This is a genomic window from Falsiphaeobacter marinintestinus (assembly GCF_007923355.1).
Lineage (GTDB): Bacteria > Pseudomonadota > Alphaproteobacteria > Rhodobacterales > Rhodobacteraceae > Phaeobacter_A > Phaeobacter_A marinintestinus.
The window spans coordinates 782296-804887 of record NZ_VOGO01000001.1 but is presented as its reverse complement, the minus strand read 5'-3'; the positions used below and the strand labels follow the sequence as shown (position 1 = coordinate 804887).

Sequence of the window (22592 nt, the reverse complement as noted above, 5' to 3'; positions counted from 1 at the left end):
GCGTTTTCTGTTTCATGGTTTTCTATCAGGCGAAGATGAAGTCGGACGCGTCCAGCTGGCTGCCGTTGATGCCCAGAAGCATAATGCTGTCGCCGTCGTCCAGATCAATCATCGTGCGCAGACCGGACGATGTGATGTCACCCGCAATGTCAGCAAAGCTGTCGATTCCAGCGTAACCTGACAGGTCGATCATGTCGTGGCCGTCACGGAAGCCCACAACGCGGTCGTTACCGTCACCCGAGTTGAACACAAACACATCGTTGCCGCCGCCGGATACGATCAGGTCATTGCCTGTGCCGCCTTCAACAATGTCGTCACCGGTGTTGTCATAAAGCTGGTCGTTGCCAGCGCCGCCCTGGATCATGTCATTGTCCTGACCGCCAAAGATATCGTCGCGGCCTACGCCGCCGATCAGAACGTCTGCTCCGGCCCCACCTACGATGTAATCGTTTCCAGCGCCGCCAATTGCGACGTCATCACCGTATCCGGCCTTGATTTCGTCATTGCCGCCTTTGCCATTGATGAAGTCATTGCCGTCTTTGGTCTTGATCGACTCGGCGCTGTTTGCTCCGATAACGAAATCAGTGTCCGGGGCGGTGAGGATCGACGAGACTGCAACAGGCAACAGAACGCCGTCCAGAACGTGGATCACGCCGTTGGTTGCTCCGATATCCGTGGCAATGATGCCCGGGTTGGGCAATCCGCCGTCACCATCGATCAGGCTGGCTGGCATGGTGTCGAAGTCGGTGACCAGATCGACGCCCAGCAGCGTCGGAACTGCGGCACCGTCGCCCAGCATCACAACGTCATCCAGTTCGAAGACGCCGGGGGTGACGTGATAGGTGAGGATGTCCGTCAAAAGTTGCGACGCGTCGCCCTGACCCAGAAGTGTCAGCGTGTCGGCCAGAAACCGGACGATTGCGGCTTCACTGGAAGGGGCGATGTTGCCAGTGACCGAGGCAACCGTCGTTGCAAGCCCCATAAATGCGCTGTCCGCCGGGGCGAATACCGTCAGGTCCGGCACTGTATCCAGCGCCGCAACCAGACCAATGCCCGCAAACGGTGTTTCTGCAATCGCGTCCGCTGTGATCAGCAAGTCGCGCAGGATGTCGAAATCTCCGCCGTTGCTGTCATAACCGCTTGCACCACTTATACTCAGAACTGTTCCGGTAATGCTTTCCATGCCAATTTCCTCCTCATCGTATTGGCCAAATGACGATTGGCACTAAGGCGTTGGACCCGTGGCGCGTGTGTCAAAGTATGATGGTTACGGGGCCGGGTCGGTTTGAGATCACCAAACCCCGTGTCACAAAAACGCGACTTTTCGTTATATGCGCGTTAGCGGCAGGTGGACGGCCAGGATATCGACGCCTTCCCGGGGTCCGGGCGCTTGCGGAAAAAACAAAACGGCAAGAACCGGGTTGCGTGATCTGGCTGGTCGCGTCAGCATGCCTGCATGGCGACAGTAATAGTACATACGCAGTTCGGAGATTTGGCGATTTCGGACGAAGAAGGGGCCATCGTCCGGGTGGATTGGGGCAATCGACCTGACGGCGCGGTGACGCCGCTTTTGCAAGAGGCAGCGGATCAGATGAGGGCCTATGACGCCGGCCAGCTTGAGCAATTCGATCTTCCGATCCGGATCAAAGGCTCGCCGTTTCAGCAAGCGGTTTGCGAAGTCATGCAGGCCATTCCGTTCGGGTACACGCGCACCTATGGTGAGATCGCGAAAGAGCTGGGGCATCCGGCGCAGGCGGTAGGTCAGGCCTGTGGCGGCAATCCTGTGCCAGTGATCATTCCCTGCCACCGCGTGATGGGGGCCAAAGGGCTGACCGGGTTCTCTGGCGCGGGGGGCGTTGAAACCAAGGTTGCTCTGCTACGTCATGAAGGCGCTGGGGGTTTTCTGATCTGACGGGCCGCCGTTAGGGAAAACCGATTGCAATCCGGGGCGCGGCGGATAACCCTATGGAACCTGAAAGAACAAGGACGAGACCAGATGAGCACGCAGGACCGCGCCGCCCTGAAAAAAGCCGTACATGACAAGATGCTGTCGCTGGAAGAGGCCGAACTGGCCGCCGCGCAGGCCCATTATGAGGCGTTCCTGAAGGAATCTCGCCTGGACGACCGTGAGGTCCATGACAAGGACGATATGGTCGGTGCCCGCGAGAATGCCGATCTGGCCGCCGCATTCGACCACCCGGTGCAAGCCCATCACGCCAAGATTGACGTGATCGAAAACCTCGATTTTTCGCTGACAGATACCGTACGTCCCGGCGCCATGGTGGTGTTTCAGGACCGCAGTTTCATCATTGCCGTCTCGACAACCCGCTTTGACGTCGATGGGGTGACTTACATGGGGATCTCGACCGGAAGCCCGATCTATAAGGCGATGACGGGTTTGAAGGCCGGCGATGTCTTTGACTTCAACGGTAAGGAATACGACATTCAGGACGTTCTTTAGGCGTCAGGCTTTGCGTTCCGGGATCACCTGCTGGGCGATCCCGGCAAACACCAGATAGATGCTGGTCACGACCAGCCCCCAATGGGCCCAGCTTTCCGGATGGAAGTCCACCCAAGCTGCCCAGCCTGCAAAAAACGTCCAGGCCAGCGCCATCGGCAATGTGACCGAGCGCCAGCGTTTTGTCCGTACCGGGTGAACGAATTTCAACGGCAGGAACATGGCAATGGCCAGCGCCGTGACCAATGTCAGAGAAACCCAGAAACTGGGTTCAAGCGCAAAGATCACGATGACCAGCATGTTCCAACATCCGGGGAATCCTGAAAAGGAATTGTCCTTTGTTTTCATCCGCGTGTCGGCAAAATACATCGCACTTGCAAAAGTGATCACGATGATGGCCGCCCAACCGGTCCAGCCATCCATCAATCCGGATTTGAACAACGCAAAGGCCGGGATAAAGACATAAGTGATGTAGTCGATGATCATGTCCAGCAGGACACCATCGAATTCGGCGGCATACCGTTTGACGTGGTATCGGCGCGCCAGCGGGCCATCAATGCCATCGACGATAAAGGCCACGACCAGCCACAGGAACATGAGGCTCCAGTTCGCATCGGCGGCGGCCAGCATCGCCAGCATGGCGAAGACGGCACCGGTCGCGGTGAACAGGTGGACTGAGAGCGCGCGGATCTGAGGTGTCATAGGCATGTCATGCCGCATATCCCACCCAATGGCAAACCCGTCTTGACCGGAATAACCAATGCTCAGGCCTTTGGGTGGGCGTTGTTGTAGACCTCCATCAGGCGGGCGGTATCGACCGCCGTATAGGCCTGTGTGGTGGAGAGGGAGCTGTGACCCAAAAGCTCTTGAATGGCACGCAAGTCGCCGCCTGCTTCCAGCAAATGGGTTGCGAAGCTATGACGCATCGCGTGCGGGGTTGCGGTGGCGGGCAGCCCCAGCTGCATCCGCGCCCGTTGCATTGCGCCCTGGATCAGGCGGGCGTTCAAGGCACCACCGCGGACACCGCGAAACAACGGTCCGTCGGCCTCCAGCGGATGCGGGCAGAGCTTCAGATACGCGTCGACGCTTTCGCGGGCCGCATCCAGCACCGGTACGACGCGTTCTTTGTTGCCTTTGCCGATGATGCGCAGGACTTTCGGAAGCGGGGCGTCAGATCCCTTGAGGCCCAAGGCTTCGGAAATGCGCAATCCACAGCCATAAAGCAAGGTCACGACGGCCATGTCGCGCACAGCGACCCAGGGGGTTTCGGATTGCAGTTCAACCGTGTCGATCATGGCGCGGGCCGCATCCTGGGCCAATGGGCGGGGTAGCTTGTTGCGGAACTTCGGCGCGCGGGTCGACAATACGGCGGTGGGTTCAAAGCCTTCGCGTTCGGCCAGCCAGCGGTAGAAGCTTTTCACAGCCGATAACTTGCGGGCCAGGGATCGGGAACTTAGCCCTTCGCCGCGCAGCTGCGCCATCCACGCGCGCATGTCGCTGACCGAGATCTTTTGCAACGCACCAAGGCCTTGGGGCTGGCCGTGGTGCAGCGTCATGAAACTCAGAAACTCACCCACGTCGCCCCGATAGGCGATGATCGTGTTCTGAGAGGCATCAGACAGCGCCTTCTGGCCCTCCAGCCAGGTCTGGAGCGCATCGCGACAGGCCGGTGAGACCAGGCTCAAGACAGCCAGTGGCGCATCGAGCGTTCGAATACGCCAGCAAAGAAAGACAAGAGATCCGTGCCGTGTTGCGGTGTGAACTGGTGCGGATCTTCGGCGCCCAGAACCAGCAGGCCCGGAAGGCGGCCATTGCCGAAATCAAGCCTCAGGCAGGCTTCGGACCGGACCCAGCCAGCGGCTTGTCCGTAAATACGCGGGGAACCGGTCTGGATCTGGCGCAGTGTGACCTGGCGCGGTTCACCACCGCGACCTCCGGTCAAATAGGTGTCGATAAAGCCGGGCTCAGCCACGGTCAGAACACCATCAAGACGGGCAACCGCAGGGTCGCCTTCGTTCTGAACGGATTCAAGGACAAGAGTGACGGCGTCCACGCGCAGAATCTCGGCCACTTCACCGCCAAGATCGCGCAAAAAGATCTCAAACTCCATTGGGTCCATCATGCGCAGGATGGCGCGATGTACCAGATTGGTGCCGGACAGGTTTTCATACGCGGCGGCGATCACCGAACGGTGCGTGTCTTCCAGCCGGTCAAGCCGGGCCTCGAGCCGCTCCATGGCGATACCGCGCAAATCGACGATATTGCCGCCCATGGCGCGTTCGTTCGCGGCGATCAGCGACCGCATCAGCGCCTGGTCATCCAGGATCACATCCGGTGTTTCAATAATCGCCTGACGCATCGTGGCGTCGAGTTTTGGGCTGCTGCTCATTGAGGCCTCTGTTCTTTTGTGGCTGCTTTATAACATGTAAAACGGCAATTTCTGCCCCCAAAATACCGGGTTGAGCAGTTTTCTTCCCTCGGTTGTGCAGGTGGCGAGGGGCTCCCGCCAGCCGGGCTCCGATCAGAGATCGGGCTACGCCTGTTGGGCCGGGCCCTGCACGCGGTGCGTGCAGGGCGGATGTACATAGTTGATAAGGGCGCGGCAAACGAGAAACATCTTTATCGAGCGCCGACCGCAGCGCGCCGTTCGGCGCGCTGCCGGGCTCAAGCCCCTGGTCCGGTCTGGCAAAGCCTGGGCGGATCGGGGCGCGGGAGCCCCTTTGCGTTACAGGATTTTCTGACCAGTCTTGGCCCAGTCGGACAGGAAGGCGGCCAGGCCTTTGTCAGTCAGGGGGTGCGACGCCAGAGATTTGATGACGCCCGGAGGGGCGGTCATCACATCGGCACCAAGACGGGCGCATTCGGTGACGTGGTTCACCGTGCGGATCGAGGCTGCGAGGATCTGCGTGTCAAAACCGTAGTTGTCATAAATCACGCGGATGTCTTCTATCAGATCCATGCCGTCGATATTGATGTCGTCCAACCGACCGATAAAGGGCGAGATGAAGGTCGCGCCAGCTTTGGCGGCGATCAATGCTTGGTTGGCCGAGAAGCACAGGGTGACATTTACCATACGGCCTTCGCCGGACAGCACCTTGCAGGTTTTCAGGCCGTCCCATGTCAGCGGCACTTTCACCGCGATGTTCTCTGCAATCTCGGCCAGTTTGCGGCCTTCGGCGATCATGGCGTCGGCTTCGGTGGCGACAACCTCGGCCGAAACCGGACCATCAACGAGATCGCAGATCTCTTTGGTGACTTCCAGGATATCCCGGCCCGATTTCATGATCAATGACGGGTTGGTGGTTACGCCGTCAACCATGCCAAGGTCGTTTAGTTCGGCGATTGCATCGATCTCGGCGGTGTCTACGAAGAATTTCATGGCGGCAGTCCTTTGGTGGGTTGGCCTTGCGTCCCGTTCGCTTTACCTCATAGGAACCTGTGCGGGAAGCCCCGAAAAAGGGCAAATCGTTAGCGCAAACAGGCACATTTCTATGCGGGAGCAATTCTGGTGTCCGAGATCGGATATTTCGACGAAGGCGATCTGGTCGCAGTTCTGACCACACAGCCGCTTGACCGGACACTGGATTATCGTGCCCCTGAAGGCGGCTGTTTTCTGGGTGCTTTTGTTGAGGTGCCACTGGGACCGCGCAAGGTACTGGGCGTGGTCTGGGGGGCGGGCCGAGGCGATTTTGACCGCTCGAAAATCCGGTCTGTGTCGCGCGTGCTGGACGTTGCGCCGATGCGCGCCGAGATGCAGACCTTCCTGACCCGCGTCGCCGATTATACCCTGACACCTATGCCTGCAATCTTGCGGCTTGCGACCCGCGCGCCGGGTCTGGGCGATCCGCAATCCATGCGAAAAGTGTATCGCATGGGCGAAGAAGAGCCCAGCAAGATGACAGATGCGCGGCGGCGTGTACTGGGTGTTCTGGAAGAATTCGGCGGGCTGTCCTTCACCCTGAAAGAGCTTGCCGACACGGCGGGTGCGTCGTCTTCTGTGGTCAAGGGACTGGTCAAGCTGGGCGCGGTCCGCGAGGAAGACAGCCCCCGCGATCTGCCGTTTCCGTATTTGGACCCGGATCGTCCCGGCAAAGACTTGACCGATGAGCAAATGAAAGCCGCTGACCGGCTGCGCGCCGATCTGCGCAGCGGGCAATACGGCACCACGCTGCTGAAAGGCGTGACCGGGTCCGGAAAAACCGAGGTGTATCTTGAAGCGGTGGCCGAATGCCTGCGCATGGGGCGTCAGGCCCTCGTGCTGTTGCCCGAGATCGCGCTGACAGCGGAATTTCTGACCCGTGTCGAAGCCCGTTTCGGCGCCCGTCCGGCCGAGTGGCATTCGGGTGCGACCATGACCGAACGTCGACGGATCTGGCGGATGGTCGGACAGGGGGGGACGCAACTGGTGGTTGGCGCGCGGTCGGCCCTGTTCCTGCCGTACCGCGATCTGGGCTTGATCATTGTCGATGAAGAACATGACACCTCTTACAAGCAAGAGGATGGTGTTACCTATAACGCGCGCGACATGGCAGTTTTACGCGCCTCAATCTGCGGGGCTCGGGTGATTTTGGCCAGTGCGACACCGTCGCTGGAAAGCTGGGCCAATGCCGAAGCCGGGAAGTATGAGCGGCTGGATCTGACCGCCCGGTTCGGCGCGGCTGTCTTGCCAGAGATGAAAACCATCGACATGCGGTCCGAACAATTGCAGCCGGGGACGTGGATTTCACCGACGCTCAGGCGGGCCATTCAGGACCGGATGGACAAGGGCGAACAAGCGCTTTTGTTCATCAATCGACGCGGGTATGCGCCCGTAACGCTGTGCCGGGCCTGCGGGCAACAGATTGGCTGTGATCACTGCGACGCGCGCATGGTCGAGCATCGGTTTCTTAAAAGGTTGATGTGCCACCAGTGCGGCGAAACCAAACCGATGCCCGAGGCCTGCCCGTCTTGTGGTGTCGAGGGCAAGTTGGCCCCGGTTGGGCCGGGGATCGAGCGTATGGCGGAAGAGGCCACAGCGTTGTTTCCCGACGCGCGTATCGCCGCGCTCAGTTCGGATCTGTATGGCAGTGCACGCGCGCTGAAGGCCCGGATCGTTGAGATTGCAAATGGCGAAGCCGATATCATCATCGGCACACAACTGGTCGCAAAGGGACATAACTTTCCCTTGCTGACTTTGGTTGGGGTGATCGATGCGGATCTGGGCCTGCAAGGATCCGATTTGCGCGCGGCCGAGCGGACCTTCCAATTGATGCGCCAGGTTGCGGGCCGGGCAGGGCGGGCCGACAAGCCGGGTACGGCCCTGCTTCAGACATTTCAGCCCGACCATCCGGTAATCCGCGCCATCCTGTCTGGCGATGAAGAAGGGTTCTGGAAGGCCGAAGCGGCTGAAAGGCAGGCTGCAGGTGTGCCACCTTTTGGGCGCATGGCCGGGATCGTGATCTCCGGTCCCGATGTGGGCGCGGTGTTTGATTTGGCCAACGCGATGGCGCGCAATGATGGGCCGTTGCGCCAGATCGGTGCGCAGGTTTTTGGCCCCGCACCGGCGCCCATCGCCCGAATTCGCGGCCGCCATCGGGTTCGCCTGTTGATCAAAGCAGAAAAGGCGGCACCGATTCAGGCCGCAGTCGCAAAGTGGATTGCGCCGCTGCGGCTGAAAGGCGATTTGCGGGTGACCGTGGATATCGACCCGCAGAGCTTTTACTGACGATCAACCGTTCTGAAAGCGCAGGTTGTCCACTCTTTGATCCTGGCAATAGTTTTGCGCCATGGACACCGTCATGTTATCTCCGACGCGCTTTACGCTGACCGAGTATCCGGGTGAGGTGTTTGCGCCGGACGGTGCACTGAGAGAGAACTGGACGGCTTTGCGGCCTGGCCTGTTCACGGACGGGCCAACGGCTTTCCAGATGTAAATCCGCTGGGTTGCCCCGGCCCTTAGTTGGCGCTGGGCATAGTCGCCGATACCGCACCAATAGTCGGTTGCCCCTGTGCCATATCCGACTTCACTGACCACTTCGTAAACACCGTTTGACACAGGCAGAACTTCGTGCCGGTTCCATGCGCGCCATGACAGGGCTGCAGAGGGAACGAATACTGCAAGCGACAGGCACACTGCGGCGATTGATTTTACATTTGTCATTCGGGTCTCCACCGGCACGAAAGGTCACGACTTTTCTGCTAATTTATCTAGTGCGCGCGTGACGACTGACAAGGTGGTCAGGCTGTCACAGCTTCTCCGGGCTGATCGACGAGGAAATCGGTGACCATGGCGCCGATCCACATGAAGAACAGCGCGGCCCATGCTGTGCCGACAAAGATCGATCCCCCAGTTACGCCCGCGCCGATGGCGCACCCCCCGGCCAGCATGCCACCAAAGCCCATCAGGGCGGCGCCAATCATGGCTTTGCGCATGGTGACCGGGCCGTCGAAGGCTTGGAATTTCATCTCGCCGGCAAGGCTGGCGGCGATCATGGCACCGATGAACACGCCGGGGACAAGACCCACGTCGAATTCAAGAATGGCGTTTCGATCAAGAAAGAACATCAATGTATGCGCCGACGGGCCGGTGAAGGTGGCGCTTTCGATCTGGACCGGGTCGAAAGCGACCATCGACAGGGAATAGGTTAGGACCCAGCCCAACGCGACTGCGAACCCGACGCCCGAGGCAAAGATCAGTCGTGACGCGCCGATCTGATTTCGCTTTGACAGGATCAGGGCAAGAACCGCGATCGACAGGCCAAGGATCAAACCTGCGTATTGAGGAAGGCCGACCGTGGCGAGCAGATCCATATTGCGCCCGCCTTCGGTGATCCACATGGAGGCGATGCCATCGCGCATGGGCGACAGGATGCCAGACAGGCTCATCTGTGCCACAACGGCAAAGATCAGGCCGGACACGACAGACCGCAGGTTGCCAGTGGCGGCCAGCACCAAAAGCCGCCCGGAACACCCGCGCGCCAGAACCATGCCAGCCCCGAACATCAACCCGCCGACCACGGCGCCGGACCAACTGCCGGGAACGGCCATCATGCGCGCATCCGCGCTTTCCATCAGCCCAAGAAGCTGTGCGCCCTGCACCCAGACCAGCGCGGTTGAAAAGGTCAACAACCAGACCGAGACCTTGTCGCCCATCTGGCCGCGCGCGAATTCGACCGTAGCGGCGCGCAGGCAAAACCGTGACCGTTGAGCGGCTATTCCGAACACGATGCCGGTGATCAGACCGAACAAAGCTGCTGTCGGAGACTCTCCTATGCGTTCGACAATGCCAACCAGATCCATAGCGCTCTCCATCCATTCACGCATCGCGATATATGATTCGCGGCGTCGGTCTGCATTGATGCAGATCAGGTGTGCGGGCCGCTGTTTGCCCTCGCCAACAACGTTTAACAAGCGTATGACCGGCGTATGGCCCGCATTATCCCCCTGTCCGAGGCACGTACGCTGCCGCTTTGGCGCCGTCCGACAGCCTTGTTGTTCCTGATGGCTGTGGCCATGCCGATCGCGTTTGCGACCTGGTCAGTGCTTTTGAACAATTTCGTCATCGAGGTCGCCGATTTCGACGGCAGCGACATCGGCTGGCTGCACACTGTGCGTGAGATTCCGGGGTTCTTTGCCGTTGGCGTGATCGCGATCATCATGTTTATGCGCGAACAGGTTTTGGGGTTGGTGTCCCTTGTTTTGCTGGGTGTGGCCACGGCGGTGACAGCGTGGTTTCCGTCGCTGGGCGGAATCCTGACGATCACGATGCTCAGTTCGATCGGGTTTCATTATTACGAAACGGTGAACCAGTCGTTGCAACTGCAATGGCTGCCCAAGGACAGGGCTCCGCGTGTGTTGGGGTATCTTCTGGCGGCAGGGTCGGCGGCCACATTGTTGGCCTACGGGCTGATTGTGCTGCTGTGGAATCAATTCGGTCTGACCTATAATGTCGTCTATATGGTGGCTGGCGGCGCGACGGTGGTTTTGGCGGTGTTCGCCTATTTCGCCTATCCGCAGTTCGAAGGCGAACATGTGCAGGTCAAGAAGATGATCCTGCGTCGCCGCTACTGGCTGTATTATGCACTGCAGTTCATGTCGGGCGCCCGGCGTCAGATCTTTGTCGTCTTTGCCGCCTTCATGATGGTCGAACGGTTTGGCTATGATGTGCATGAGATCGCATCACTGTATCTGATTACGCTTGTGGCCAATATGGTGTTCGCGCCTTTTGTCGGGCGCGCTGTGGGAAGATTTGGGGAGCGTAATGCTCTGGTGTTCGAGTATGTCGGGCTGATGATCGTGTTCCTTGCCTATGGCGGGATCTATTATTTCGGGTGGGGCGTGGTGCTGGCGGCAACGCTGTACATCATCGATCATCTGTTCTTTGCACTGGCATTGGCGCTGAAGACTTATTTTCAGAAGATAGCTGATCCGAAGGATATTGCCCCGACCGCTGCCGTTGCATTTACGATCAACCACATCGCCGCCGTGTTTCTGCCGGCCGGGCTGGGATACCTTTGGCTGGTCTCGCCGGGCGCCGTGTTCGCATTGGCGTCGGCAATGGCCGGAATCTCGCTTGTGTTGGCGTTGTTGATCCCGCGCCATCCTGAGCCGGGGAATGAAACTGTGTTGCGCCGCTTTGCGTCGCCGGCACCGGCAGAATGACCGCGATGGTCCGGGATGGCTGAAAAGGGGCGTTTCCTGACCGGATCGACCATGGGTCATGTAATCCGCATGACCATGACCGGCGCGGTCGGGATTACCTTTGTATTCATCGTTGACGCGGCCAACCTGTTCTGGATCTCGCTTCTGGGCGATCCGCGCCTGATGGCGTCGATCGGGTTTTCATTCGCGGTGCAGTTCTTGTCAGTCTCGGTTGGAATCGGGTTGATGATTGCTTCGACTGCATTGATCGCGCGCAGCATCGGCGAAGGGGATCGCGAAAAGGCGCGGCGACAGGCGACAAGTGCGGCAATCATTGCGGCGGTCGTTCAGGCCATTGTTGCGACCCTGATCGTCTGGTTCAGGCATGATATTTTGCGCGTTGCGGGCGCAGAGGGCGAAACAGCTGATCTGGCGGCCCGTTACCTGATGATGTCAGTGCCGTCGCTGCCGATCATGGCCGTGTCGATGATCGCAAACGGATCCTTGCGCGCGCTTGGCGATGGCAAACGGTCGATGTTTGTCACACTCACGTCGGGCGGCATCACCATGATTGTTGATCCATTCCTGATCTATGGGCTGGCCATGGGGCTGGATGGAGCCGCGCTGGGGCTGGTGCTGTCGCGGTTCATCATGCTGGGTATGGCGTTGCGCTTTGCGATTGGCACCCATGACATTCTTGCGGTGCCGCGTTTGGCCGATATTGCTGAAACGCTGCGTCCGTACCTGATCATCGCGGTTCCTGCCATTCTGACCCAGCTGGCCACGCCGGTGGGCAACTATCTGCTGACTACGGTGATGTCGCAATTTGGCGATGATGCGATGGCCGGATGGGCCGTGGTGGGGCGTTTGACCGTTGTGGCCTTTGGCGGGATCTTTTCATTGGCCGGGGCCATTGGCGGGATCTTTGGCCAGAACTTTGGCGCACGGGAATATGATCGCCTGCGCACGACTTATCGCGATGCCCTGATCTTTGGTCTGCTGTATACTGTGGTGACCTGGACAATCCTTGCAGCCGTCGGGCCTTCGGTCGCGCAGTCCTTTGGGTTGGGGCCAACAGGGGTTGGCGTGGTTCTGGCGTTTACACATGTTGGGGCCGGGGGGTTCATGTTTGCCGCCGGGTTGTTTGTGTCCAATGCCGCCTTCAATGCATTGGGCAAACCGACCCGCTCGACCCTGACTAACTGGTTGCGCGACGGGGTGCTGACCCTGCCCATCGCGCTGTGGTTGGCAGGGATATATCAGGCCGAGGGCGTCATCTATGCGCAAGCGGTTGCTGCCATCATTGTTGGTGTGGGGGCCGCGTTGTGGGGCTGGCGGTTCGTACTGTCGCTTGCACGACAGGCCTTGCCGCCGCTTGACCTTGAGCCGCCACGCTCCTACGCCCATGCGGACCGATTTCGGAGACGTTAAATGCCTACATTCACTGCCCTGACCACATTGACCGGCAAAGCCCCCGCCGAAGCCCTAGGCGACGCGATGGAGCGTTTGGTGCCAGAACCGACCGGGATTGGCGTGTTCGAAATGGAAGACGGATCCGGGCTGTGGGAAGTCGGCAGTTACTTTACCGAAGCCCCGGACGAGGCCGCTTTGGCGCTTTTGGCGGCAGCCTTTGGTGCCAACCCCTTTGTTGTATCCGAAGTGCCCGAAACCGATTGGGTCGCGCATGTGCGGCGGGAACTGGCGCCGGTCGAGGCCGGACGATTCTTTGTCTATGGCAGCCACGATGCCGACAAGATCCCGGACGGTAAGATCCCGCTGCTGATCGAGGCCGCGATGGCGTTTGGCACCGGGCATCACGGGACGACGCTGGGGTGCCTGAAGGCGCTGGATCATTTGATCGAAGACGGGTTCACGGCAAGCAAGGTCGCGGATATCGGCTGTGGCACAGCCGTGCTGGCGATGGCCGCCGCGCGGGTCTGGGATGGCACGATGATTGCCAGCGACATTGACCAGGTGGCGGTAGACGTGGCCGAGGCCAACCTGAAGGCCAACGGAATGGGTGGAGCTGTCGCCTGTGTCGAGGCCGCCGGGTTTGACCATCCAGATCTGAAGGCCAATGCGCCTTTCGATCTGATCTTTGCCAACATTTTGAAAGGGCCGCTGATTGCGCTGGCTCCCGATGTTGCTGCGCATCTGAAAGACGGGGGAATCGCCATTCTGTCCGGGATTTTGAACGAGCAGGCCGCAGAGGTTGTCGAAGTTTATGCACGATCCGGGGTCAATCTTGTACAAAGTAACGAGATTGGTGAATGGACAACCTTGGTGCTGGCCCGAAACGCCCAATTTTAGTCTTAATTTAACGTTCCGAGGTCGCGGCGCCACAATCTCGCCACATTTCAAGCTGATTTTGACACAATTCTTGGTGGGGGCCGGGATACGGAGGCTGCCATGATACGGGAGCAACTACAATTTGATCATCGCGTCCGACAGTTGTCGCGCAAGCATGATGCGATCGCACGCGGCTATCTTGTAAAGTTGCGTTCTGACGGGTTGATCGAGACAAAGCCACGCCGTCCCAGACGGCGCATCGCGCTGATGCCGATCTTGCTGTTTGTTGCCGCGTTCATCGCCTTCAAGGGGCTGATGATCGCCAGTGTCGGTTTCGGGACGTATGAAGACCGGCTGACACGGTTGCAGAGCGGAACAGCCGTTGAACAGGCCGGCGCCTGGCTGATGGGGATGGATCCGGTTGCGCTGGGCATAGCAGAAAAGATCAAACCATATTTGCCCTGATTCATTCTTTCCCGTCACATGAGTCCTGCGTTGCCCGGCGAGAATAGGTGATGCGCTGATTGCAGACATGAAAAACGCCGCACGAGGGACCCCTCTGCGGCGTTTTTAGATCTGCGCCTTTGGCGTCAGAATGGTCTTTCAGAAGACGCTTTTACGCTCGATCACCAGATCGATGTCGCCACGGGACAGACCGATGTCGTCCAGTTCGCGATCCGACAGGGTCGACAAAGCTTTGCGGGTAACGCGGGCATCGTTCCAGCTGGCCAGTGTGCTGACGAGGTTGGAGTAAACGGTGCCAATACGACCGAACAGGCCGTGCGATTCATAGGTGGTGCGGGTGGTGTCAAAAGCAGCCATGTCCGTATCCTTTAGATTTAGGTTTCAGTTCTACGCGTTGTCTTGTTCGCTGAGTGGCACATAGTGCGCGTATTTTTTGCGCACAACGGGTCCAAACTGCATGGTCCCTATGCAGTTTGTGCATGGGTCGGGTCGTTTGAAATAGTGTTGCAAAAAGGGGCGATTTCCGTGTGTTCAACATGGAGCAGACGCGACACTGGCGGGTCGTTTTCGAACCGCGATGTCGGCAATGGAACAAATGGTTGTCGGTTTTGGGCCTTGCCCTGGCATTGGGCAATTTACATGGACGGTGTTCGCGTTTCGTGCTAGTGCATCAAAAAAGCAACAATTTCGGCGGGGCCGGGCAGCACAATGCGAATTTTAGGCATCGATCCGGGGCTTCGCACCCTTGGATGGGGCGTGATCGACTCAACCGGCAACCGGATGAGCCACATCGCGAACGGTCATTGCAAGTCTTCGGGCGATGATTTGGCGGCGCGACTGTTGTCGCTGCACGAGCAGTTGACTGACGTGTTGCACCGGTACGCTCCGGACGAAGCGGCAATCGAACAGACGTTTGTCAACAAGGACGGGGCCGGGACGCTTAAGTTGGGTCAGGCGCGAGGGGTGGCCTTGCTGACAGCGGCAAAGGCCGGTCTGAGGATTGGCGAATACGCCCCGAACCGGGTCAAGAAGACCGTGGTTGGCGTGGGACATGCGGACAAGGGACAGATCCTGCATATGGTAAAGCTGCAGTTGCCGGGATGCGATCCGGCGGGGCCAGACGCGGCGGACGCTTTGGCGATTGCGATCTGTCACGCGTTTTATGGTGCCGCGACACCATATAAAGTGCGCGAGGTGGGCACATGATTGGGAAACTGTCCGGGCGGCTTGAATACCGTGCCACTGATCACATCCTGATCGATGTGCGCGGTGTGGGATATATTGTTTATTGTTCGGACCGGACGCTGGCGGGCCTGCCGCGTGTCGGCGAGGCGATGTCGCTGTACACCGATCTGGTGGTCCGCGAGGATTTGATGCAGCTGTACGGGTTTCCGTCGCTGATCGAAAAGGAGTGGCATCGGCTTTTATGTTCGGTGCAGGGGATCGGGGCCAAAGTGTCGTTGGCAATACTGGGAACGCTGGGACCGGATGGCGTCAGCCGGGCGATCGCGTTGGGCGACTGGAATGCGGTCAAGGCGGCCAAAGGTGTCGGTCAAAAGACCGCGCAGCGGGTTGTGCTGGACCTGAAAGACAAGGCGCCTGCCGTCATGGCCATGGGCGCGACGGATGCGATGGTGATCGAGCCCGAGGGGGCCGCAGAGCCGGCCATCGAGGCCGCCCCTGCGGCGCCGCGCCAACGCGCGGCCGCGCCATCGTCGGGCGCGGCGCAAGCTGATGCGTTGTCGGCGCTGAGCAATCTGGGGTACGCGCCGGGCGAGGCTGCCGGGGCTGTGGCAGAGGCGGCAGGGCACGACCCGGAGGCGGATACCTCGACCCTGATCCGCGCGGCTTTGAAGCTTTTGGCCCCGAAAGATTAAGACATGATCGATGCCGATCCGACCCTGCGCCCTGATCCGATGCCCGAGGACAATGATCGTGCTTTGCGCCCTCAGGTCCTGGACGAGTTTATCGGCCAGGCCGAGGCCCGCGCCAACCTGAAGATTTTCATCGAATCTGCCCGGATGCGCGGCGAAGCGATGGATCACACGCTGTTTCACGGCCCCCCCGGTTTGGGCAAAACCACTTTGGCGCAAATTATGGCGCGGGAGTTGGGGGTGAATTTCCGCATGACCTCTGGGCCGGTGTTGGCCAAGGCCGGTGATCTGGCGGCAATCCTGACCAACCTGGAAGCGCGGGATGTATTGTTCATCGACGAGATCCACCGGCTGAACCCGGCAGTGGAGGAAGTGCTGTATCCGGCATTGGAGGATTTTGAACTGGATCTGGTGATCGGTGAGGGGCCAGCCGCGCGGACGGTACGGATTGAGCTTCAGCCCTTTACCTTGGTGGGCGCGACGACGCGGATGGGGTTGCTGACGACTCCTTTGCGGGACCGGTTCGGTATTCCGACGCGGCTGCAGTTCTATACGGTTGAAGAACTGCACGAGATTGTCACCCGCAATGCCCGCCTTCTGGGGGCGCCTGCGGATACTGATGGCGCACGCGAAATTGCCAAGCGCGCGCGGGGAACGCCGCGTATCGCTGGACGCCTTTTGCGCCGGGTTGTGGATTTCGCGGTTGTCATTGGTGACGGGACGGTGACCCGTGATCTGGCGAACAATGCGCTGAACCGGCTGGGGGTCGATGATCTGGGGCTGGACGGAGCTGACCGGCGGTACCTGAAGCTGATCGCCGAGAACTATGCAGGTGGACCGGTCGGGATCGAAACCTTGTCGGCGGCGCTGAGCGAAAGTCGCGATGCGCTGGAAGAAGTGATCGAGCCTTATCTGCTGCAGCAAGGATTGATTCAACGAACCCCACGGGGCCGTATGCTGGCGCGTAAGGCGTGGTTGCATCTGGGCCTTGCAGCGCCAAAGATGCCGGGGCAGGAAGACCTGTTCGGCTGACCCGCGCGCAGGTTTTGTGAACCACTGGCCTGTGGCCGGGACCGCTGTTATGAGAGCGGCATGACAGATACCACACTTACATCAGACGCCATCGAAGCCCTGTTCACGCGAAGCACAGGCGAGTTTGTTTTTGCCCGCTGGGGCCGCCCTATTGCGCCTATCGTTTTCGGCGTCGAGGACCAGACCTTGTCTGTGGTCAAGGGCGCGTTCGAGGCGGTTGTGCGGTTGGCCGGGCATGAACTGGGCGAAACCGACCCGGAACTGGGCAGCAACTGCATGGTGTTTTTCTTTCGGGACTGGGCGGAATTGCTGGATGTGCCGGATCTTGACAGACTGATCCCGGATCTGACTGATCTGGTTGGACGCCTGCAAGGCGCAGATGCCAACCAATACCGGGTTTTCCGGTTTGACGACGCCGGAGCAATCAAAGCGGCGTTTGTATTTTTGCGGATGGACGACAGCCTGTCTGCCGTTCCCGCCGAGACTCTGGCTTTGAGTCAGGTCGTGCAAACGATTTTGCTGTGGTCGGATACCGCCTTCCGCCAGCAATCTCCGCTGGCCGTGGCGGGGAATGCTACTATTTTGCGACCTGATATCGCCGACCTGATCCGGGCGGCGTATGATCCGGTTTTGCCCTGCATGTCCCAGGACAGTTCGACCGCGCTTAGGTTGTTCGCGCGGATGGGAAACGTTCAGTGACGGACGCAGAACAATTTGCGGTTGCGTGGGGGGCTGCATGGAACAGCCACGATCTGGACCGGATCATGGCCCACTATGACCCTGCAGTCACCTTTCGCTCGGCAAAGGCGAAGGCACTGGTCGGCTCCGGAGAATTGCACGGCCATGCTGCACTACGCGCGTACTGGGCGCAGGCGCTGGAGCGGCAGCCGGACCTGCACTTTCGTGTGGTGGATGTTTTTGAAGGGCATGGGATGACTGTCATCACTTATTTGAACCACCGGGGTATTCTGGCGGCAGAAACGCTGCGCTTCGGGGAAAATGGCCAAGTGATCGAAGCGTCGGCCTGTCACAGAAGGGACATGACATGACCCATACGTATCCGATCCGCGTCTATTATGAAGATACCGACATGGGCGGCATCGTTTATCACGCGAACTATCTGCGTTATATTGAACGGGCCCGGTCTGACTGGGTGCGTCAACTGGGGAATGATCAGAATGCGATGCGTGACGCCGGAATTGTCTGGGTCGTCCGACGCATCGAAGCGGATTACATCAACACGGCAAAGTTCGAAGACGAACTGACAGTTGAAACCGAGATGAGCAACCTGACAGGTGTGCGCCTGACTATGAACCAGTTGGTAAGGCGCGGTGAAACCGAGATTTTTCGCGCCGTCGTGACAGCTGTGTGCATGAACGCAGACGGGAAACCCGTGCGCCTTCCGGCAGAGATTCGCGCATTATTGAAATAAATCAGGTGTTCACGAGGGTATTATTGGCTTTCGGTTGGTATCTGCGTTAACGTTCTCGTCAGAAAAGGCCGAAAAAATACGGCTCCGACACTAAAGAGCAGGCATATGGAAGCAGAAACTCTCGCTTTGGCGCAGGAGATTGATTTCTCGCTGTGGGCGCTGTTTGCGCGTGCGACCCTGATTGTAAAACTGGTCATGGGGATGCTGATATTCGCATCCTTCTGGGCCTGGGCCATCATTTTCCAGAAACTGATTATGTATCGGACAGCCCGGCGCGAAGCGGCGCTCTTTGACGAGTCGTTCTGGTCGGGTGAACCGCTGGATGGTTTGTTTGAACAGCTTGGTCCCAAGCCAAGCGGCAGTTCTGAAAAGGTGTTTGCTGCAGGGATGACCGAATGGCGCCGGTCGCATCGTGATGACGGTGGGCTGATTGCAGGCGCGCAGGCGCGGATTGACCGGTCAATGGATGTCGCGATCAACAAAGAGGCCGAGCGGCTGCAAAAGGGTCTGCCGGTTCTGGCAACGGTCGGCTCGACGGCCCCCTTTATCGGGCTGTTCGGGACGGTTTGGGGCATCATGAATGCCTTTGTTGAAATCGCTGAGCAGCAAAACACGAACCTTGCCGTTGTCGCACCGGGGATCGCCGAAGCCCTTTTGGCAACCGGTCTGGGCCTGCTGGCCGCTATCCCGGCGGTGATCTTTTACAACAAGCTCAGCGCCGACAGTGACCGCATCATCGCGGGATACGAAGCGTTTGCTGACGAATTTGCGACGATCCTGTCGCGCCAGTTGGATAGCTGACCGATGGGAGCCGGAGTTCAGCAATCAGATGGCGGCGGTCGCAGGCGGGGCCGGGGACGGTCGCGGTCGCGCCCAATGGCCGAGATCAATGTCACGCCGTTTGTCGACGTGATGCTGGTGTTGCTGATTATCTTTATGGTTGCCGCCCCCTTGTTGACGGTCGGCGTGCCGGTTGAGCTGCCCAAGACAGCAGCCAATTCGCTGCCCACCGATCAGGAGGAACCCCTGACGGTGACGATCACCGCCGACGGCGTTGTGCAAATACAGACGACCGAAGTTGCGCGCGGGGAACTGGTGCCCAAATTGCGCGCCATCGCTGCCGAACGCGACACAGACCGTGTATTCTTGCGGGCGGACGGCGCGATCCCTTATGCCGAGGTCATGCAAGTGATGGGCGCGCTGAACGCGGGCGGATTTTCCAATGTGGGTCTGGTGACTGATACCGGCGGGCCGACGCTGGACCAGCCGGGGTGACGCGGGTTGCAGACCGGAACCAAAATCTCGGCGGTGGCCCATGTCGGGCTTCTGGCCTGGGCGTTTCTGGGCGGGGCGTTTCAGTCTGAACCCCTGCCGTTCGAGGTACAGGAAGTGACTGTTATCACGACCGAAGAATATGCTGCGTTGACCGGTGTGTCACAAACACCTGACGTGTCAGATGACTCGGCTGCTTTGGGTCAACCTGCGCCTGATCCGGTACCAGAGACCCCGTCCGTTCCTGAACCAACGCCCGAACCAGTCCAACCCGAAGCTGCTCCGGCCCCTGTGCCTGATCCTGATCCCTTGCCGGATCCGGTGCCCGATCCTGTTCCTTCTGTACCTGAACCACCGGCAGAGGTCGCCGAGACCCCTGTTCAGCCCGATCCTCAGCCAGACCCCGAGCCGGTTCCTGAGGCAGTGCTGATCACGCAAAGCCCGCGTCCCAAACCGCGCCCTGTTGAACGTGTGGCTCCAGAACCGGTTGCCCTGCCGCCACCGGACACGGCACCGGATGTGGAAACAACACCTGCCGCAGTGCCCGATGCGGGGGCCGAGACCCCACAGGAACAACAAGACGCGACTGCGCCGGAAGAGGCCAACGATCAGACCGTGACCGAAGCCGACGAAACCGCCGCTCTTGCGCCGGTTCAGTCGGTTCGTCCGCCTGTGCGACCGACAAGACCGACGCGACCAGTCGCTGAAGCGACTGAAACGGCGGCCAATACCGAAGAGGTAACGGAAGCGGCCAACGAAGCGGATGCGCCGACAACGGAAGAGGCGTCGCAAGCCGCTGAAGCCACCACTGACGAGGCACCCGATACGACGGCTGCGGTAAATGCGGCCTTGGCCGAGGCTTTGTTGGGGGGCGGGTCGGAACCCGCTCCGGCAGCACCGTCGGGGCCACCGCTCACATCGGGCGAAACCGATGCGTTGCGCGTATCTGTGTCGAAGTGTTGGAATGTCGGGTCTCTGTCATCGGCGGCGATGGCCACGACAGTTGTTGTCGGGGTCGAGATGTCACAGGATGGCAAACCGGTGGTCAGCTCGATCCGTATGATTTCGAGCGACGGCGGTACCCAGGATGCGGCAAGGCAGGCGTTCGAGACAGCGCGGCGCGCGATCATTCGCTGCGGTGCGAGCGGCTATGACCTGCCAAAGGAAAAATACGATCACTGGCGTGAGATCGAAATGACATTCAATCCTGAGAGGATGCGGATCAGATGACGAATCCCTTGTTGAACCTGCTTCTGGCCCTTGTAACCGCCGTGGGCACCCTGGTGGGCGCGGCCCATGCCCAGGACGGCCCGTTGAGGATTGAAATCACCGAAGGTGTGATCGAACCGTTGCCGTATGCAGCGCCCGATTTCGTGCCCGACTCAGCAGCGGCTGCGGAAACCGCGCAGCAATTGACCCGCGTGATCGCGGCGGATCTGTCAGGCACCGGCTTGTTCCGGGAAATTCCGGCCAGCGCCCATATTGGACAAGTTCAGGACTTTGCGGCCCCGGTTCAGTTCGCGGACTGGAAAGCGATCAACGCTCAGGCGCTGATCACCGGCGGTGTTACGGTGTCGGGCAACAAACTGACGGTGCGGTTCCGGGTCTGGGATGTGTTTGCCGGCAAGGAACTGGGCAATGGTCTGCAATTCGTAGGCACGACTGATGGCTGGCGCCGGATGGCGCATAAAGTGGCTGATGCTGTTTACAGCCGTATCACGGGCGAGAGCGGATATTTTGACAGTCGAGTGGTCTTTGTATCGGAAAGCGGGCCCAAGAACGAACGTCGCAAACGGCTGGCGATCATGGATTATGACGGGGCCAATGTTCAGTATCTGACCGACAGTTCAGCCATCGTTCTGGCACCTCGGTTTTCGCCGACGGGTGACCGGGTATTGTACACCAGTTACGAAACCGGGTTTCCGCGGATCTATGTGCTGGATGTGGGGCAGGTGAAACGCCGGGTGCTGGAAAGCCAGGACGGTACGATGAGCTTTGCACCGCGTTTCGCTCCGGATGGCAAAACGGTGGTGTTTTCGCTGGCCGAGGGAGGCAATACCGACATCTATTCAATGGATGTCTCAAGCGGCAAAACCAAACGGCTGAGCAGTTCACCGTCGATCGAAACCGGGCCAAGCTATTCACCGGACGGAAAGCAAATCGTTTTTGAAAGTGACCGATCGGGTACGCAGCAATTGTACATCATGTCGGCGGATGGCGGCGCCGCGACGCGGATCAGTTTCGGGCAGGGCCGCTATGGTACGCCGGTCTGGTCACCGCGCGGCGATCTGATCGCGTTTACAAAGCAAAGCAAGGGTCGCTTCCACATCGGCGTGATGCGCACGGATGGCAGCGAAGAGCGTCTGCTGACCGCGTCTTTCCTGGACGAGGGGCCGACCTGGGCTCCGAATGGGCGCGTCATCATGTTCACACGCGAAACCAAAGGGGCCAGCGGACGCTCGGCATTGTATTCGGTCGACATTACCGGGCGCAACCTGCGCCCGGTGCGCACACCAGATGGGGCTTCTGATCCGTCGTGGTCTCCATTGCAGAAATAAGACGTTGCGCCATTCGTTCCCCCGGAGCGTCTGGCGTGGTATTAGAGATGTAATAATAAAGTAAAATCAGGGGCTGAAGGCATGAACAATTTTATCAAGGCGAGCGCCGCGCTGGCGCTGATGACAATCACCGCCTGCACCAACAATGGCATAGACGATTCCAATTCGGTTGATCTGAACGCACCGATCAATGGCTCAACCAGCGGTCTGTTGTCCGATCAGGCATCACCGGCGTATTTCCAGCAGTCCATCGGAGATCGCGTTCTGTTTCTGGTCGACCAAGCCAGCCTCACAGACGAAGCCCGGTCGATATTGGCCGCTCAGGCTGGATGGCTGGCCAGCAACCCGGCCTATTCGGCAGTGATCGAAGGTCATGCCGACGAACAGGGAACACGCGAATACAACCTGGCGTTGGGTGCGCGTCGGGCCAATGCGGCCCGCGAATATATGATTTCGCAAGGGGTTGCGGGTGACCGGCTGAAAGTGGTCAGCTATGGTAAGGAACGCCCGCTTGAAATCTGCAGCGAAGAAAACTGCTATGCCAAGAACCGACGGGCAGTTACTGTATTATCGTCGGATCTGACGGGGTAATC

26 protein-coding genes are annotated in these 22592 nt (G+C 59.4%); 18 read left to right on the top strand and 8 right to left on the bottom strand.

Annotated elements, in window-relative coordinates; all coding sequences use genetic code 11:
- Positions 1-25: 25 nt before the first annotated feature.
- Complete coding sequence (locus FOY56_RS03990; RefSeq protein WP_146344490.1) at positions 26-1183, bottom strand: fasciclin domain-containing protein; 1158 nt, start codon at positions 1181-1183, stop codon at positions 26-28.
- A gap of 273 nt (positions 1184-1456) precedes the next feature.
- Between FOY56_RS03990 and FOY56_RS03985 the strand changes: the two genes are divergently transcribed.
- A complete protein-coding gene (locus FOY56_RS03985; protein WP_146344489.1) occupies positions 1457-1912 on the top strand; it encodes a methylated-DNA--[protein]-cysteine S-methyltransferase in 456 nt (151 codons plus the stop codon).
- Positions 1913-1996: 84 nt separating this feature from the next.
- A complete protein-coding gene (locus tag FOY56_RS03980) occupies positions 1997-2461 on the top strand; it encodes a hypothetical protein (protein ID WP_146344488.1) in 465 nt (154 codons plus the stop codon).
- 3 nt (positions 2462-2464) lie between these two features.
- Here FOY56_RS03980 and FOY56_RS03975 read toward each other — a convergent pair whose 3' ends face one another.
- From FOY56_RS03975 to fsa, 4 genes are all read right to left on the bottom strand, one after another.
- Positions 2465-3160 carry a CDP-alcohol phosphatidyltransferase family protein gene (locus FOY56_RS03975; RefSeq protein ID WP_146344487.1) on the bottom strand — a complete coding sequence of 232 codons (696 nt, stop codon included), beginning with the start codon at positions 3158-3160 and terminating at the stop codon, positions 2465-2467.
- 62 nt (positions 3161-3222) lie between these two features.
- Positions 3223-4143 carry a tyrosine recombinase XerC gene (locus FOY56_RS03970; protein WP_146344486.1) on the bottom strand — a complete coding sequence of 307 codons (921 nt, stop codon included), beginning with the start codon at positions 4141-4143 and terminating at the stop codon, positions 3223-3225.
- On the bottom strand, positions 4140-4847 hold the full coding sequence (locus tag FOY56_RS03965) for a DUF484 family protein (RefSeq protein WP_146344485.1): 708 nt from the start codon (positions 4845-4847) through the stop codon (positions 4140-4142). The genes FOY56_RS03970 and FOY56_RS03965 overlap by 4 nt, the downstream gene beginning before the upstream one ends.
- A 336-nt stretch (positions 4848-5183) precedes the next feature.
- Positions 5184-5837 (bottom strand): fructose-6-phosphate aldolase, encoded by a 654-nt coding sequence (gene fsa / locus FOY56_RS03960; RefSeq protein WP_146344484.1) that lies wholly within the window; start codon positions 5835-5837, stop codon positions 5184-5186.
- A 129-nt stretch (positions 5838-5966) separates the two neighbouring features.
- Here fsa and FOY56_RS03955 point away from each other — a divergent pair, with 129 nt between their 5' ends.
- Positions 5967-8162, top strand: a complete 2196-nt coding sequence (locus FOY56_RS03955) for a primosomal protein N' (protein WP_146344483.1) — start codon at positions 5967-5969, stop codon at positions 8160-8162.
- A gap of 3 nt (positions 8163-8165) precedes the next feature.
- Here FOY56_RS03955 and FOY56_RS03950 read toward each other — a convergent pair whose 3' ends face one another.
- Together FOY56_RS03950 and FOY56_RS03945 are read right to left on the bottom strand one after the other, a co-directional pair.
- The gene (locus FOY56_RS03950) at positions 8166-8597 is read right to left on the bottom strand and encodes a hypothetical protein (RefSeq protein WP_146344482.1); all 432 of its coding nucleotides are present in this window, start codon (positions 8595-8597) and stop codon (positions 8166-8168) included.
- Between the two features lie 77 nt (positions 8598-8674).
- A complete protein-coding gene (locus FOY56_RS03945) occupies positions 8675-9736 on the bottom strand; it encodes a YeeE/YedE family protein (protein ID WP_146344481.1) in 1062 nt (353 codons plus the stop codon).
- Positions 9737-9862: 126 nt separating this feature from the next.
- On the opposite strand from FOY56_RS03945, the gene FOY56_RS03940 reads away from it, so the two are divergent.
- From FOY56_RS03940 to FOY56_RS03925, 4 genes are all read left to right on the top strand, one after another.
- On the top strand, positions 9863-11098 hold the full coding sequence (locus FOY56_RS03940) for an MFS transporter (protein WP_146344480.1): 1236 nt from the start codon (positions 9863-9865) through the stop codon (positions 11096-11098).
- 15 nt (positions 11099-11113) lie between these two features.
- Entirely contained in the window at positions 11114-12508 is a 1395-nt protein-coding gene (locus FOY56_RS03935) for an MATE family efflux transporter (RefSeq protein ID WP_246139400.1), read from the top strand.
- Positions 12509-13387, top strand: a complete 879-nt coding sequence (locus FOY56_RS03930) for a 50S ribosomal protein L11 methyltransferase (RefSeq protein WP_146344479.1) — start codon at positions 12509-12511, stop codon at positions 13385-13387.
- Between the two features lie 99 nt (positions 13388-13486).
- Entirely contained in the window at positions 13487-13831 is a 345-nt protein-coding gene (locus FOY56_RS03925; protein WP_146344478.1) for a hypothetical protein, read from the top strand.
- Positions 13832-13969: 138 nt separating this feature from the next.
- On the opposite strand, the gene FOY56_RS03920 is transcribed toward FOY56_RS03925, so the two are convergent.
- Positions 13970-14188 carry a DUF1127 domain-containing protein gene (locus tag FOY56_RS03920; RefSeq protein ID WP_146344477.1) on the bottom strand — a complete coding sequence of 73 codons (219 nt, stop codon included), beginning with the start codon at positions 14186-14188 and terminating at the stop codon, positions 13970-13972.
- 351 nt (positions 14189-14539) lie between these two features.
- Here FOY56_RS03920 and ruvC point away from each other — a divergent pair, with 351 nt between their 5' ends.
- The 11 genes from ruvC (at position 14540) to pal (ending at position 22590) form a co-directional block, all read left to right on the top strand.
- Entirely contained in the window at positions 14540-15037 is a 498-nt protein-coding gene (gene ruvC, locus FOY56_RS03915) for a crossover junction endodeoxyribonuclease RuvC (protein WP_146344476.1), read from the top strand.
- A complete protein-coding gene (gene ruvA / locus FOY56_RS03910; protein ID WP_146344475.1) occupies positions 15034-15708 on the top strand; it encodes a Holliday junction branch migration protein RuvA in 675 nt (224 codons plus the stop codon). Before ruvC ends, ruvA begins: the two co-directional genes overlap by 4 nt.
- A 3-nt stretch (positions 15709-15711) precedes the next feature.
- Entirely contained in the window at positions 15712-16737 is a 1026-nt protein-coding gene (ruvB, locus tag FOY56_RS03905; RefSeq protein WP_146344474.1) for a Holliday junction branch migration DNA helicase RuvB, read from the top strand.
- A 60-nt stretch (positions 16738-16797) separates the two neighbouring features.
- Positions 16798-17436 (top strand): hypothetical protein, encoded by a 639-nt coding sequence (locus tag FOY56_RS03900; RefSeq protein WP_146344473.1) that lies wholly within the window; start codon positions 16798-16800, stop codon positions 17434-17436.
- Positions 17433-17786, top strand: a complete 354-nt coding sequence (locus FOY56_RS03895) for a nuclear transport factor 2 family protein (protein ID WP_246139399.1) — start codon at positions 17433-17435, stop codon at positions 17784-17786. Before FOY56_RS03900 ends, FOY56_RS03895 begins: the two co-directional genes overlap by 4 nt.
- Positions 17783-18169 carry a tol-pal system-associated acyl-CoA thioesterase gene (gene ybgC / locus FOY56_RS03890; protein ID WP_146344472.1) on the top strand — a complete coding sequence of 129 codons (387 nt, stop codon included), beginning with the start codon at positions 17783-17785 and terminating at the stop codon, positions 18167-18169. Before FOY56_RS03895 ends, ybgC begins: the two co-directional genes overlap by 4 nt.
- A gap of 105 nt (positions 18170-18274) precedes the next feature.
- A complete protein-coding gene (gene tolQ / locus FOY56_RS03885) occupies positions 18275-18970 on the top strand; it encodes a protein TolQ (RefSeq protein ID WP_146344471.1) in 696 nt (231 codons plus the stop codon).
- Positions 18971-18973: 3 nt separating this feature from the next.
- The gene (gene tolR, locus FOY56_RS03880) at positions 18974-19444 is read left to right on the top strand and encodes a protein TolR (protein ID WP_146344470.1); all 471 of its coding nucleotides are present in this window, start codon (positions 18974-18976) and stop codon (positions 19442-19444) included.
- Positions 19445-19450: 6 nt separating this feature from the next.
- Positions 19451-20671 (top strand): cell envelope integrity protein TolA, encoded by a 1221-nt coding sequence (tolA, locus tag FOY56_RS03875; RefSeq protein ID WP_146344469.1) that lies wholly within the window; start codon positions 19451-19453, stop codon positions 20669-20671.
- Positions 20668-21999 (top strand): Tol-Pal system beta propeller repeat protein TolB, encoded by a 1332-nt coding sequence (gene tolB, locus FOY56_RS03870; RefSeq protein ID WP_146344468.1) that lies wholly within the window; start codon positions 20668-20670, stop codon positions 21997-21999. The genes tolA and tolB overlap by 4 nt, the downstream gene beginning before the upstream one ends.
- An 81-nt stretch (positions 22000-22080) precedes the next feature.
- Positions 22081-22590, top strand: coding sequence for a peptidoglycan-associated lipoprotein Pal (gene pal / locus FOY56_RS03865; protein ID WP_146344467.1), 510 nt, complete (start codon positions 22081-22083; stop codon positions 22588-22590).
- The last annotated feature ends 2 nt before the right edge of the window (positions 22591-22592 follow it).

Coding starts and splice junctions, on each gene's coding strand:
- FOY56_RS03990 (WP_146344490.1), bottom strand. CDS start 1,183: ATGGAAAGCATTACCGGAACAGTTCTGAGTATAAGTGGTGCAAGCGGT.
- FOY56_RS03985 (WP_146344489.1), top strand. CDS start 1,457: ATGGCGACAGTAATAGTACATACGCAGTTCGGAGATTTGGCGATTTCG.
- FOY56_RS03980 (WP_146344488.1), top strand. CDS start 1,997: ATGAGCACGCAGGACCGCGCCGCCCTGAAAAAAGCCGTACATGACAAG.
- FOY56_RS03975 (WP_146344487.1), bottom strand. CDS start 3,160: ATGACACCTCAGATCCGCGCGCTCTCAGTCCACCTGTTCACCGCGACC.
- FOY56_RS03965 (WP_146344485.1), bottom strand. CDS start 4,847: ATGAGCAGCAGCCCAAAACTCGACGCCACGATGCGTCAGGCGATTATT.
- fsa (WP_146344484.1), bottom strand. CDS start 5,837: ATGAAATTCTTCGTAGACACCGCCGAGATCGATGCAATCGCCGAACTA.
- FOY56_RS03950 (WP_146344482.1), bottom strand. CDS start 8,597: ATGACAAATGTAAAATCAATCGCCGCAGTGTGCCTGTCGCTTGCAGTA.
- FOY56_RS03945 (WP_146344481.1), bottom strand. CDS start 9,736: ATGGATCTGGTTGGCATTGTCGAACGCATAGGAGAGTCTCCGACAGCA.
- FOY56_RS03940 (WP_146344480.1), top strand. CDS start 9,863: ATGGCCCGCATTATCCCCCTGTCCGAGGCACGTACGCTGCCGCTTTGG.
- FOY56_RS03935 (WP_246139400.1), top strand. CDS start 11,114: ATGGCTGAAAAGGGGCGTTTCCTGACCGGATCGACCATGGGTCATGTA.
- FOY56_RS03930 (WP_146344479.1), top strand. CDS start 12,509: ATGCCTACATTCACTGCCCTGACCACATTGACCGGCAAAGCCCCCGCC.
- FOY56_RS03925 (WP_146344478.1), top strand. CDS start 13,487: ATGATACGGGAGCAACTACAATTTGATCATCGCGTCCGACAGTTGTCG.
- FOY56_RS03920 (WP_146344477.1), bottom strand. CDS start 14,188: ATGGCTGCTTTTGACACCACCCGCACCACCTATGAATCGCACGGCCTG.
- ruvC (WP_146344476.1), top strand. CDS start 14,540: ATGCGAATTTTAGGCATCGATCCGGGGCTTCGCACCCTTGGATGGGGC.
- ruvA (WP_146344475.1), top strand. CDS start 15,034: ATGATTGGGAAACTGTCCGGGCGGCTTGAATACCGTGCCACTGATCAC.
- ruvB (WP_146344474.1), top strand. CDS start 15,712: ATGATCGATGCCGATCCGACCCTGCGCCCTGATCCGATGCCCGAGGAC.
- FOY56_RS03900 (WP_146344473.1), top strand. CDS start 16,798: ATGACAGATACCACACTTACATCAGACGCCATCGAAGCCCTGTTCACG.
- ybgC (WP_146344472.1), top strand. CDS start 17,783: ATGACCCATACGTATCCGATCCGCGTCTATTATGAAGATACCGACATG.
- tolQ (WP_146344471.1), top strand. CDS start 18,275: ATGGAAGCAGAAACTCTCGCTTTGGCGCAGGAGATTGATTTCTCGCTG.
- tolR (WP_146344470.1), top strand. CDS start 18,974: ATGGGAGCCGGAGTTCAGCAATCAGATGGCGGCGGTCGCAGGCGGGGC.
- tolB (WP_146344468.1), top strand. CDS start 20,668: ATGACGAATCCCTTGTTGAACCTGCTTCTGGCCCTTGTAACCGCCGTG.
- pal (WP_146344467.1), top strand. CDS start 22,081: ATGAACAATTTTATCAAGGCGAGCGCCGCGCTGGCGCTGATGACAATC.